The organism is Streptococcus sp. 21.1, from assembly GCF_016648635.1.
Lineage (GTDB): Bacteria > Bacillota > Bacilli > Lactobacillales > Streptococcaceae > Streptococcus.
Genome location: NZ_JACLQL010000018.1, coordinates 1 through 13,210, shown reverse-complemented (window position 1 = coordinate 13,210; position 13,210 = coordinate 1). Strand labels below are relative to the sequence as shown.

Below are 13,210 nucleotides of genomic sequence, written 5' to 3'. Positions count from 1 at the left end.
CCACAAGACCTACTACTACTACTAAAATAATACTAATAAAAATAAAGGAGCATCATGATTCAATTTGCGATTAATAAAGCTTATTTCTTACAAGCACTTCATACGACTCGCCGTGCTATTTCTTCTAAAAATGCTATCCCAATTCTATCGACGATTAAAATCGAAGTTACCAGTGATGGTATCTATTTGACAGGATCTAATGGGCAAATCTCAATTGAAAATAGTATCTCAGTTTCGGAAGAAAATGCAGGTCTATTAATTACACAGCCAGGTAGTATCCTTTTGGAAGCAAACTTTTTCATTAATGTTGTCTCAAGCTTGCCTGATGTTACCCTTACTTTTGAAGAAATCGAACAATACCAAGTTTTACTAAAGAGTGGTAAATCAGAGATTACTTTAAAAGGGAAAGATGTTGAACAATATCCCCGTATTCAGGAAGTTGATAGCTTGACACCATTACTCATGGACACAAAAGTGTTAAAATCTATCATTGCTGAAACTTCATTTGCAGCAAGCACTCAAGAAAGTCGTCCAATTTTAACCGGAGTTCACTTTGTCCTTTCAAATCATAAAGATCTCAAAGCTGTAGCAACTGACTCTCACCGAATGAGCCAACGTCAACTTGTTTTGGAGCATTCTGCAGATAACTTTGATGTCGTAATCCCAAGTCGCTCACTTAAAGAATTGTCGGCAGTTTTTAGCGATGATATTGAAAACTTAGAGGTCTTCTTCTCAGCAAATCAAATTCTATTCCGTAGTGAAACAATTTCTTTCTATACACGTTTACTTGAAGGAAATTATCCGGACACTAATCGTCTCTTGTCCGATTCATTTGAAACAGAAGTTGTTTTTGAGACAGCTAGCCTTCGTTCTGCTATGGAACGTTCATATTTGATTTCTAATGCTAGTCAAAGTGGTACCGTTAAACTCGAAATCATTAATGGTAGTGTCAGTGCCCATGTTAATTCGCCAGAAGTCGGAAAGGTGAATGAGGATATTGACGTGCAAGATGTTTCAGGTAGTGATTTGGTCATTAGTTTCAATCCAACCTACCTAATAGATGCTTTGAAAGCTCTTAAGAGTGAGACTGTCCGTGTACGTTTCATTTCACCAGTACGTCCATTTACATTGACGCCAGCAGATGACAGTGAGAATTTTATTCAATTGATTACACCTGTAAGAACAAACTAAAATCGAAAAAGTTATCCACTGTGGATAACTTTTTTACTAGAAAGGGAATTTATGTACCAAATTGGAAGTTTAGTTGAAATGAAAAAACCACATGCTTGTACTATCAAAGCAACAGGAAAAAAAGCTAATGAATGGGAAGTAATCCGTCTTGGAGCTGACATTAAGATTCGTTGTACGAATTGTGATCATGTGGTCATGATGAGTCGTCATGATTTCGAGAAGAAACTTAAGAAGGTTTTATAACAGATGTTGGAGAGACTATATAACGAGAGTTTTATGTTCAGAAAATTAGTTCACTAGCAATATAAAAACTTTCTATAGTTCCTAATCACCTTTTTTATAGCATTCTTTGCCTTGCTTTCCTTTTTCTGATTCTCAAAGGGAAGTTGCCTATTTTTAACAATTTTTGTGTTATAATTAACTGAATTACTTTTTTATGGAGAAATAAATTAATGGCTTTAACAGCAGGTATCGTTGGTTTGCCAAACGTTGGTAAATCAACTCTTTTCAATGCAATTACAAAAGCGGGTGCGGAGGCTGCTAACTATCCTTTCGCAACAATTGATCCAAACGTCGGAATGGTTGAGGTACCAGATGAGCGTTTGACGAAACTGACTGAACTTATTACCCCTAAAAAGACAGTTCCAACTACATTTGAGTTCACAGATATTGCGGGTATCGTAAAAGGAGCATCAAAGGGTGAAGGTCTTGGAAATAAGTTTTTGGCGAACATTCGTGAAGTAGATGCGATTGTCCATGTCGTTCGTGCTTTCGATGATGAAAACGTTATGCGTGAACAAGGGCGTGAGGATGCCTTTGTAGATCCGATGGCTGATATTGATACAATCAATCTAGAATTGATTTTGGCTGACCTTGAATCAATCAACAAACGTTATGCGCGTGTCGAAAAAATTGCACGTACACAAAAAGATAAAGATTCTGTGGCAGAGTTTAACATTCTTCAAAAGATTAAACCTGTTCTAGAAGATGGTAAGTCTGCACGTACGATTGATTTTACTGAGGAAGAGCAAAAAATTGTTAAGGGACTCTTCCTCTTGACAACAAAACCAGTGCTTTACGTGGCTAACGTTGATGAAGATCAGGTCGCAAATCCTGATGATATTGATTATGTGAAGCAAATTCGTGAGTTTGCAGCGACTGAAAATGCAGAAGTAGTTGTTATCTCGGCACGTGTTGAGGAAGAAATTTCTGAGTTGGATGATGAAGATAAGGAGATGTTCCTAGAAGACCTTGGTTTGACAGAATCAGGAGTTGATAAACTGACACGCGCAGCCTATCACTTGCTTGGTCTTGGAACTTACTTCACTGCTGGTGAAAAAGAGGTGCGTGCTTGGACCTTTAAACGCGGTATCAAGGCACCACAAGCAGCTGGAATTATCCACTCTGACTTCGAGAAAGGCTTTATCCGTGCCGTAACTATGTCTTACGATGATCTCATTAAATATGGTTCTGAGAAAGCTGTTAAGGAAGCTGGTCGCCTTCGTGAAGAAGGAAAAGAATACGTTGTCCAAGATGGCGACATCATGGAATTCCGTTTCAACGTTTAGAAAATAAAAAATAGTGCACAAGGCTGAAAAGTATTTTTCAGTCCTTTTGCTGTTTATCAAAGAGGAGAAATAATGACAAAATTAGTAGTTGGCTTGGGAAATCCTGGTTCAAAATACCATGAGACACGTCACAATGTTGGTTTTATGGCTATTGACCTAATGGCTAAGGAACTGGGATTAACCTTTTCTGAAGAAAGGACCTTTAAGGCTGAAGTGGCTTCGACCTTTTTAAATGGTGAGAAGGTTTATTTTGTGAAACCAACAACCTTTATGAATCTATCAGGTCTAGCTGTTAGAGCATTACTAGCTTATTACAATATTCCCATGGAGGATTTTATCGTCATTTACGATGACTTAGATATGGAAGTTGGGAAATTGCGCTTTCGTCAAAAAGGTTCAGCGGGTGGTCATAATGGTATTAAATCTATCATTGCTGAAACTGGCACTCAAGAATTTGACCGTATAAAAATTGGTATTGGCCGCCCACAGAAAGGAATGACGGTCGTTAATCATGTCCTTGGAAAATTTAGTGAAGACGACTATGCCACAATTTTACTGACTTTAGACAAGGTAGAGACAGCCCTCAATCATTACCTGAAAACCAATGATTTCGAAGATACTATGAGGCGTTATAATGGCTAATACTCTATTAGACCTTTTTGAGAAGAATCATCAATTGCTTGAGTGGCGTGATAAAGTAACCCTATTGAGTAGGCAGTTGGTCATGGGATTTTCTGGTTCCAGCAAGGCAGTTGTCATGGCATCTGCTCTTTCTGAGCAGGTTCCTAAGATTTTAATCGTTACTTCAACACAAAATGAAGCTGAGCAACTGACAGGAGATTTGTCAGCTATCTTAGGAGAGGATAAGGTTTATTCTTTTTTTGCAGATGATGTAGTAGCTGCAGAGTTTATCTTCGCTTCACCAGAAAAGACCCATTCTCGTCTTGAAAGTCTTAATTTTTTAATGGATAAAGAGGCCAGTGGGGTTTTGGTCACGAGTTTAGTTGGTACTAAGTTACATTTGCCTAACCCTAAGGTTTATAAAGACTCTCGCATTGACTTAACACTAGGGGAGGAACATGATTTAGAGGCTCTCAGTAAGCATCTGACTCATATTGGATACCAAAGAGTGGAGCAAGTTCTCTCACCTTGTGAGTATAGTCGTAGGGGCGACATTTTAGATATTTATGAAATGACTTCAGAGCTCCCCTACCGTTTAGAATTTTTTGGAGACGAGATTGATGGCATTCGTCAGTTTGATAGCGATAGTCAGAAATCTTTAGACAATTTAGAGCATGTTATCGTATCACCAGCAGATGATATTATCTTAACAAGAGAGGATTACCAACGTGCTGAGAAGGCCCTAGAAAGTGCGGTCTCGAAGGCAGAAGGTCCTCATAAGGCTTACCTTGAGGAAGTTCTGTCGGTTACGATTGATGGCTACCGTCATAAAGATTTACGTAAGTTTTTGTCTCTCTTTTATGATAAGGCTTATACCTTATTTGACTACCTTCCAAAGGGAACTCCTGTATTCATTGATGATTTTCAAAAGATAGTGGACCGCCATGGACGTCTTGAATTGGAGGTGGCTAATCTTTTAACTGAGGATCTTCACCAAGGCAAGTCTCTGAGTCATCTAAATTACTTAGTGGATTCATTTAAGACTTTACGTAACTATCAGCCAGCTAGTTTCTTTTCGAATTTTCATAAGGGCTTGGGAAATCTTAAATTTGATAAGTTGTATCAATTCACGCAATACCCTATGCAGGAGTTCTTTAACCAGTTTCCACTTCTAGTTGATGAAATACATCGCTATACCAAGAATAAGGCTACAGTTATTTTACAAGTGGGGTCTGAAAAGCAACTCAAATCTTTGAAGGAAACCTTGGAAGAATATGATTTAGATTTACCACTTAGTAGTTTTGGAGATTTGATTCCTTATAAGCCTCAATTAGTTCTAGGAAACTTATCCAATGGTTTTTACTTTGCTGATGAAAAGCTTGTTCTGGTCACTGAACGTGAGATTTTCCATAAAAAAGTAAAACGTCGTGCGCGTGCCAGTCACGTTTCCAATGCTGAGCGTCTAAAAGATTACAATGAGCTTGAAAAAGGTGATTATGTTGTACATCAGACTCATGGTATCGGACAATTTAAAGGTATCGAGACTATTGAGATTAAAGGGGTGCATCGTGACTACTTGACCATCCAATATCAGGATGCTGCAACAATTTCTCTACCTGTTGAGCAGATTGAGAGTCTCTCTAAGTATGTGTCAGCGGACGGAAAAGAGCCTAAAATTAATAAACTCAATGATGGGCGTTTCCAAAAGACTAAACAAAAAGTAAGTAAGCAAGTAGAGGATATTGCTGATGACCTCCTAAAACTCTATGCCGAACGCAGTCAACTTAAAGGTTTTGCATTTTCACCAGATGATGATAACCAAAGGGATTTCGAAGATGATTTCGCCTATGCTGAGACAGAGGATCAATTGCGTTCTATCAAGGAAATTAAGGCAGACATGGAGTCAGACAAACCCATGGATCGTCTCTTGGTTGGTGATGTTGGTTTTGGTAAGACAGAGGTAGCTATGCGTGCCGCCTTCAAGGCAGTCAATGATGGAAAGCAAGTTGCTATCCTAGTTCCTACAACGGTTCTTGCCCATCAGCACTATTTGAATTTTAAAGAGCGTTTTGAAAATCATGCCGTTGAAGTAGATGAACTCAGTCGTTTTAGAAGTAAAAAAGAACAGAATGAGACTATTGAAAATCTAGCTAAAGGGCGTATTGATATTATTATTGGTACCCACCGCCTACTGTCTAAAGATGTTAAGTTTTCTGACTTAGGCTTGCTAGTAATTGATGAAGAACAACGTTTTGGCGTGAAGCATAAAGAGAAACTTAAGGAGTTGAAAGCTAAGGTTGATGTCCTTACTCTAACTGCGACACCTATTCCTCGTACGCTTCATATGTCTATGTTAGGTATTCGTGATTTGTCGATTATTGAGACAGCCCCTACCAACCGTTATCCAGTTCAAACTTATGTTATGGAAACCAATCCTGGTCTTATTCGAGAAGCGATATTAAGAGAGATGGACCGAGGTGGTCAGATTTTTTATGTTTATAATCGTGTTGAAACCATTGATCAAAAAGTTTCTGAATTACATGAGCTAGTCCCTGAAGCACGTATCGGATTTGTTCATGGTCAGATGAGTGAGGTTATGTTGGAGAATACCCTCTTGGATTTCTTGAATGGTGATTACGATGTATTGGTAGCAACGACCATTATTGAGACAGGGATTGATATCTCCAACGTTAATACTCTCTTCATTGAGAATGCAGATCACATGGGCTTATCTACCCTTTATCAGTTGAGAGGTCGTGTGGGACGTAGTAATCGAATTGCTTACGCCTATCTCATGTATCGTCCTGACAAAGTGTTGACGGAAGTCTCTGAGAAGCGATTGGATGCTATTAAGGGCTTTACAGAACTGGGATCAGGTTTCAAAATAGCCATGCGTGATTTATCAATTCGTGGTGCCGGGAACATTCTTGGTGCTTCTCAAAGTGGTTTCATCGACTCAGTCGGGTTCGAAATGTACTCGCAACTCTTGGAAGAGGCTATCAATAAACGTCAAGGTAAAACTCAAGTTCGACGTAAAGGAAATGCAGAGTTCAATCTTCAGATTGATGCTTACCTCCCTTATGACTATATTTCTGACGAGCGCCAAAAAATTGAAATTTATAAGCGTATTCGAGAAATTGAGAATCAGAAAGACTATCAAGACCTTCAAGATGAGCTTATTGACCGCTTTGGAGAATATCCAGACCAAGTTGCCTATCTCATTGAGATTGGTCTGGTTAAGGCTTATTTGGATGCTGCCTTTGCAGAATTAGTTGAGCGTAAGAACGATACTATTATTGTTCGTTTCGAAAAAGCCTCTCTCAAATTCTTCTTGACTCAAGATTATTTCGAAGCCATCTCTAAAACGCATTTAAAAGCAAAAATCAGTGATAACCAGGGGAAAGTAGAGATTACTTTTGATGTTCGTAACAAGAAAGACTATGAAATTCTTGAAGAATTAAAGATTTTTGGACAGACATTTATGGAAATCAAAGAACGTAAAGAAAAAAAAGAAGCTTAAGGAAAGTTTAAGTAAGTCTCTCTATACTATAAAACATCCTAAAACTTTTCTTTTTCATAAATCTCCTGAGAGGGTCGACTAGTGTCGATCCTCTTATTTTTGTATTGAAAAGGCTTTAGTCCCCTATTTTCTAAAAAAAATGCTATCATAGAAGAGATATCCTAACGAAAAGGAAACAGTAACATTGAGATTAGACAAATATTTAAAAGTATCACGAATTATCAAACGCCGTCCAGTGGCTAAAGAAGTGGCTGATAAAGGGCGTATAAAAGTAAATGGTGTACTCGCTAAGTCATCTACAGATTTAAAAATTGGTGACCAAGTGGAAGTTCGTTTTGGAAATAAACTCTTGACTGTCCGTGTTCTAGAAATGAAAGATAGTACGAAAAAAGAAGATGCGGCAAAAATGTACGAGATTATAAGTGAAACAAGGATTGAAGTAGATGAGCAAGAAGCCTAATATTGTACAGCTTACGAATGATTACATTGATAGTGCCAATCAAGAGCAACGATTAGAGCGTGCCGAACACGAACAAAGGAATCGCTTTATGGGGTGGATTCTCTTTGTGGTTGTTTTACTCTTTATCTTGCCAACCTACAATCTGGTTGAGACCTATATGAACATCAAACAGCAAGAGAAGGAAGTCTTGTCGCTTCAGAAAGACTATGATAAATTGTCAGATCAGACAAAGGAACGAAAGGATTTGGCTAAGAAACTTAAGGATGATGCTTTCGCCGAGAAATATGCGCGTGCTAAGTACTATTATTCACGTGAAGGAGAGTCTATCTATCCTGTACCAAGCTTATTACCCTAATGAAAGATTTACTTAAAACTGTAGAAACTTTTTTAACCTATTCAGAAGCCAAGTTAGAGGAACTATCAGAAAAAAATCAGCAACTTAAAACGGAATTACCGAGGAAAGAGGAGGTGAAGAAACAAGCATGAAAAAGCTCTTAATAGCTGCAACTGTTGTGCTTGTATCTTCTAGCCCTCTGGTCCTACTTCCTATGGAGAAGGAGCTAACTCTGACCCCAAAACAGGTCCAAAAATTGACTCAAAATACTACAGCTAGTTTGACTCAATTTAAACAGATTCCTAAAAATCCAAGAACGATAACAACTATCCTAACTTATAAGAACAAGGATTTAACAGAATTTAAAACCAGTATCCAAGCGGATACCAAACTATCGATTTCTGCTATTTTTTGGAATGCTAAAGGTGAACCTGTTTTCCAACTTCAAGATGGTGATTATGTAGCCGCTAGTCAGAAATCAATTGTAGACGACAGTATCTATAATCAAAAAACAGTAGATATGACCTTCTGGACTAAAGATGGTTTAACGGTATACAAAGAACCTTACGTTTTAGGGACTGAAAAAGCTGACTCCAAACTCGCTAGTTTTAAACCCATTAAGGTTAGTCAAGCAGCTCAGACGCATGCTGGGACCTACTATTTGGTAGACGGAGAGGGTTGGATTAACGCTTCTGATTTGTCAACGACTGACAATCGCATCGAGGCTGTTCAAAAAGTCCTTAATGAGAAGTATAACAATCAAGAACGCATCTCAGTTTATGTTAAACAGCTTGATACGGACCGAGTAGCTGCTATCAATGACGAAAAAAGCATGTATGCAGCTAGCGTAGCCAAGCTTGGTGTACTCTACTATGCACAGGAACGTCTGTCTCAAGAGAAATTAGCATTATCAGATGAGTATCAATATACCTCTGCTGTGAATGGTTTTCCAGGTGCTTATGATCCAGATGGTTCTGGAAAGATTAGTAAGATGCCTGATGATAAGAATTATAGCTTGGAAAATCTGTTAAAGGCTGTAGCCCAAAACTCAGATAATGTAGCGACAAATATATTAGGTTATTATGTAGCCAATCAGTATGATAAAGCCTTCCAAAAATCAGTAGATAAAGCCGCAGCGACCTCGTGGAATATGGATAAAAAGGAGTTGACTGCTAGAGCCGCAGGTACTTTGATGGAGGCTGTTTATAGACAAAATGGAGATATTATCAATTATCTTTCAAGCACGGACTATGATGGCGAACGTATTTCCAAAAACATTGATGTCCCTGTTGCACATAAAATAGGGGATGCCTACGACTTAAAACATGATGTCGCTATTGTTTATGCAGATTCTCCCTTTATTTTATCGATTTTTACGGATAAAGAAGGCTATGACAAAATCACCTCAATTGCAGATGATGTTTATGGAATTTTGAAATAATGACACAAAAATTGTTGCAAATGATGCAAGCCAAGGGTTATTTTAACCGGCACAAGAAAATTTTAGTAGCAGTATCAGGTGGAGCAGACTCTATGAGTTTGCTGCACTTTTTGTATAACCATCAAAAAGATTTGGATATTCAGTTGGGGATTGCTCACGTTAATCATAAACAACGACAAGAGTCGGAGCATGAAGAAGCGTATTTACGTCATTGGGCAGAGGAACACAAGGTCCCTTTTCACTATAGTGCATTCTCAGGAAAGTTTTCAGAAAATGCTGCCCGTACCTTTCGCTATGAGTTTTTTAAGCAGGTCATGAAAGATTATGATTACTCTGCTCTTGTAACAGCCCATCATGCAGATGATCAGGCAGAGACAATTTTTATGAGACTGTTGAGAGGAAGTCGTTTAAGACACCTGACAGGAATTTCAGCTATCAGACCATTTGGCACTGGTCAGATTATTCGTCCCTTTTTGCATCTTACGAAAGCTCAGCTTCCCGTAACTTTCCATTTTGAAGATAGGAGTAATACTTCACTAGCCTACCTTCGGAATCGCATCAGACTGTCCTATCTTCCTACTTTATCTCAGGAAAATCCTAAAATTAAGGAGCACCTTTGTCTTTTAGCCGAGGAGATTGGTCTTATGGAGCAAGCTCTAGGAGAGTTAACAAAGGATATTACTATCACTGATTTATCTGTTTTTCAGCAACAGTCAGATGCTGTCCAGCTCTTTCTTCTTCAGAATTATTTAGACTCCTTTCCTGATTTACAGCTTTCTAAAGGCCAATTTAATCAATTGATAAGTTATCTAAGGAAAAATGTTTCAGGAAAGATCCCCCTAAAAAATGGTTACGAACTAGTAAAAACACAGACTTCTTTCCTTATAAGGAAAGAAGAGGCTATCTCTTTATCCCCTCCTTGTCTCTTAGAATTTGGAAAATCTGTTGAGTTTGAGGATTATACCTTGACTTTTTCAGAATTCAATGACGTTTCTAACACAGATGCTATTAGTATTTGGTCAGATGCCCCAATAGTGATTCGTCATAGAAAAGAAGGCGATAAGATTGACCTTGGTAGTCACCATAAAAAATTAAGACGACTGTTTATAGACAATAAGATTTTAGAGAAGGATCGTCAAAAAGCCATTGTAGGAGAACAAGATGGTCATATTATTTTTCTTTATGTTGCTGGGCGTCTCTATTTGAAAAAAAGACCTGAAAATGCTATACTTTATGGCACTGTAGTCATTTATAAGAATTTCTAATCAAATACCATGTTCAAATAACGATGATTGAAGTAAAAGTGGTATAATAACAGAATATTGACTTCGAGAAAGGGAACCCAAATGTTAGAAAAAGACATTAAAAAAGTCCTCTTTTCCCAAGAGGATATCGTAGCTAAAACTAAAGAACTAGGACAACAACTGACAGAGGATTATGCGGGGAAAAATCCTCTTCTAGTCTGTGTTTTGAAAGGTGCTGTTCCATTTATGGCAGAACTTATCAAACATATTGATACCCATATTGAGATGGACTTTATGGTCGTTTCAAGTTATGGTGGCGGAACTGTCAGCAGTGGTGAAGTAAAGATTCTTAAAGATGTTGACACTAATGTTGAAGGACGAGACATCATCTTTATTGAAGATATCATTGATACAGGTCGTACGCTCCTTTATCTTCGAGATATGTTCAAGTACCGTAAAGCCAATTCAGTCAAAATCGCAACTCTTTTTGATAAACCAGAGGGTCGTGTTGTTGATATTGAGGCAGATTACGTATGTTATGATGTCCCTAATGAATTTATCGTTGGTTTCGGACTAGACTATGATGAAAAATACCGTAACCTCCCTTATGTCGGTGTCCTAAAAGAAGAAATTTATACAAAATAAGTAAAGGTCTAATTAATTTATGAATAATAAAAATAATAATGGCTTCTTACGGAATGCTTTTCTCTACATCATAGTTATTATTGCGGTTGTAACTGGAGTACAATACTTTGCAGGAGGAAGCCAAAGCTCAAGTCAACAATTGTCTTACACACAGTTGGTTAAGAAAATTGAAGATGGTAAGGTAAAATCTATCACTTATCAGCCAGACGGTAGTATCATTGAAGTTAAAGGTAGCTACAAAAAGGCTGAAAAGGTTGATACTGACCTTAGTCTACCATTTTTAGGTAGTGCATCATCAGAGACACGTAGCTTTACATCGACTGTGCTGCAGAATGAAACAACCATGCAGAAATTGCAATCAGCATCAGAAGCAGCTGATGTTAATGTTAAAATGATACGTGAAAGTTCAAGTGGTGCTTGGATTTCATATCTTTTTAGTTACCTACCTTTGATTGGGATTGCTATTTTCTTCCTTTTCATGATGAATCAAGGCGGTAACCGCGGTGCAATGAATTTTGGCCGCAACCGTGCTAAGACTCAATCAAAAGAGAATATTAAAGTTCGTTTCACAGATGTGGCTGGTGCGGAAGAAGAAAAAGAAGAACTTGTAGAAGTCGTAGATTTCCTCAAAAATCCACGTAAATATAAAGCACTTGGTGCACGTATCCCTAAAGGTGTCCTCCTTGAAGGTCCTCCAGGGACAGGTAAAACTCTTCTTGCTAAAGCTGTAGCTGGTGAAGCAGATGTTCCTTTCTTTAGTATCTCAGGTTCTGACTTTGTAGAGATGTTTGTCGGTGTCGGAGCAAGTCGTGTTCGTAGTCTTTTTGAAGACGCTAAAAAGGCTGAACGTGCTATTATCTTTATTGATGAAATCGATGCGGTTGGGCGTCGTCGTGGTACTGGAATGGGCGGTGGTAACGACGAACGCGAACAAACCCTTAACCAACTGTTGATTGAAATGGATGGTTTTGATGGGAATGAGAATATCATTGTCATTGCTGCAACCAACCGTAGTGATGTTCTTGACCCAGCCCTCCTACGTCCAGGACGTTTTGACCGTAAAGTTCTTGTCGGTCGCCCAGATGTAAAAGGCCGAGAAGCTATCTTGAAAGTTCATGCTAAAAATAAACCATTGGCTGAAGATGTTGACCTTAAGGTTGTGGCTCAACAAACTCCAGGTTTTGTCGGAGCCGACTTAGAGAATGTCTTGAATGAGGCAGCTCTAGTTGCAGCACGACGTAGTAAGACTAGAATTGATGCTAGTGATATCGATGAAGCAGAGGATCGTGTTATTGCCGGACCATCTAAGAAAGACCGCCAAGTTTCAGAAAATGAACGTAAAGTTGTGGCTTACCATGAAGCAGGTCATACAATTGTTGGTTTGACACTTTCTAGCGCTCGTGATGTTCACAAGGTTACTATTGTTCCACGAGGTCGAGCAGGTGGTTATATGATTTCTCTACCAAAAGAGGATCAGATGTTGTCATCTAAAGATGAGCTAAAAGAACAATTGGCAGGCCTTATGGGTGGACGCGTTGCAGAAGAAATTATTTTCAACGTTCAAACCTCAGGTGCTTCAAATGACTTTGAGCAAGCAACACAGCTGGCACGTGCAATGGTTACTGAATATGGTATGAGCGAAAAACTTGGACCAGTCCAATATGAGGGTAATCATGCGATGAATCCAGGACAATTTACGACAGATAAGTCTTACTCAGCTCATACAGCTCAACTTATTGACGAAGAAATTCGATCACTTTTAGTTGAGGCACACGATAAAGCGGCTGAAATTATCAATGCAAACCGAGAAACACATGCTCTCATTGCAGAAGCTTTGCTTAAGTATGAAACACTTGATGCTGCACAAATCAAGTCAATTTATGAGACTGGTAAGATGCCGGTGGATTCTCTTGGAGACTCAGAAGAAGATAACCATGCCCTATCTTACGATGAAGTCAAAGAAAGAATTGAAAATAAAAATAAAGATGAAGAAGAGTAAGGAGTTCTACTCTTCTTTTTTTTAGTAAAATCGAGAGAAAAAACACCATTAAAAAGCATTGTAAAAAAAAAGAAAATTAAAATCGCTGCAAATTATTGACAAGAGAGATAAGAGATGATATTATAAATAAGCTGCTTCGGAAGAGGCGGCGAACACGAGAAGTGAAAAAACTTCGAAAAAAGTGTTG

At 38.4% G+C, this 13,210-nt stretch carries 12 protein-coding genes; all 12 read left to right on the top strand.

Annotation, left to right across the window (positions count from 1 at the left end):
• Positions 1-54 precede the first annotated feature (54 nt).
• The gene (gene dnaN / locus H7U01_RS09610; RefSeq protein ID WP_002883965.1) at positions 55-1,191 is read left to right on the top strand and encodes a DNA polymerase III subunit beta; all 1,137 of its coding nucleotides are present in this window, start codon (positions 55-57) and stop codon (positions 1,189-1,191) included.
• A gap of 51 nt (positions 1,192-1,242) precedes the next feature.
• Positions 1,243-1,434, top strand: a complete 192-nt coding sequence (locus H7U01_RS09605; RefSeq protein WP_037599384.1) for a DUF951 domain-containing protein — start codon at positions 1,243-1,245, stop codon at positions 1,432-1,434.
• Between the two features lie 209 nt (positions 1,435-1,643).
• Positions 1,644-2,759 (top strand): redox-regulated ATPase YchF, encoded by a 1,116-nt coding sequence (gene ychF, locus H7U01_RS09600; protein ID WP_002883967.1) that lies wholly within the window; start codon positions 1,644-1,646, stop codon positions 2,757-2,759.
• 72 nt (positions 2,760-2,831) lie between these two features.
• Positions 2,832-3,401 carry an aminoacyl-tRNA hydrolase gene (gene pth / locus H7U01_RS09595; protein ID WP_037597255.1) on the top strand — a complete coding sequence of 190 codons (570 nt, stop codon included), beginning with the start codon at positions 2,832-2,834 and terminating at the stop codon, positions 3,399-3,401.
• Positions 3,394-6,900, top strand: a complete 3,507-nt coding sequence (mfd, locus tag H7U01_RS09590) for a transcription-repair coupling factor (RefSeq protein ID WP_064523667.1) — start codon at positions 3,394-3,396, stop codon at positions 6,898-6,900. The genes pth and mfd overlap by 8 nt, the downstream gene beginning before the upstream one ends.
• A 184-nt stretch (positions 6,901-7,084) precedes the next feature.
• A complete protein-coding gene (locus H7U01_RS09585; RefSeq protein ID WP_002948594.1) occupies positions 7,085-7,360 on the top strand; it encodes an RNA-binding S4 domain-containing protein in 276 nt (91 codons plus the stop codon).
• A complete protein-coding gene (locus H7U01_RS09580) occupies positions 7,344-7,715 on the top strand; it encodes an FtsB family cell division protein (RefSeq protein ID WP_037597264.1) in 372 nt (123 codons plus the stop codon). Before H7U01_RS09585 ends, H7U01_RS09580 begins: the two co-directional genes overlap by 17 nt.
• Positions 7,715-7,846 carry an SP_0009 family protein gene (locus H7U01_RS09575; protein ID WP_002883955.1) on the top strand — a complete coding sequence of 44 codons (132 nt, stop codon included), beginning with the start codon at positions 7,715-7,717 and terminating at the stop codon, positions 7,844-7,846. Before H7U01_RS09580 ends, H7U01_RS09575 begins: the two co-directional genes overlap by 1 nt.
• Positions 7,843-9,135 carry a serine hydrolase gene (locus tag H7U01_RS09570; protein ID WP_064523670.1) on the top strand — a complete coding sequence of 431 codons (1,293 nt, stop codon included), beginning with the start codon at positions 7,843-7,845 and terminating at the stop codon, positions 9,133-9,135. The genes H7U01_RS09575 and H7U01_RS09570 overlap by 4 nt, the downstream gene beginning before the upstream one ends.
• Positions 9,135-10,400 carry a tRNA lysidine(34) synthetase TilS gene (gene tilS / locus H7U01_RS09565; protein WP_064523673.1) on the top strand — a complete coding sequence of 422 codons (1,266 nt, stop codon included), beginning with the start codon at positions 9,135-9,137 and terminating at the stop codon, positions 10,398-10,400. The genes H7U01_RS09570 and tilS overlap by 1 nt, the downstream gene beginning before the upstream one ends.
• Positions 10,401-10,481: 81 nt before the next feature.
• Positions 10,482-11,024, top strand: a complete 543-nt coding sequence (gene hpt / locus H7U01_RS09560; protein ID WP_002883962.1) for a hypoxanthine phosphoribosyltransferase — start codon at positions 10,482-10,484, stop codon at positions 11,022-11,024.
• Positions 11,025-11,043: 19 nt separating this feature from the next.
• On the top strand, positions 11,044-13,023 hold the full coding sequence (gene ftsH / locus H7U01_RS09555; protein ID WP_064523676.1) for an ATP-dependent zinc metalloprotease FtsH: 1,980 nt from the start codon (positions 11,044-11,046) through the stop codon (positions 13,021-13,023).
• The last annotated feature ends 187 nt before the right edge of the window (positions 13,024-13,210 follow it).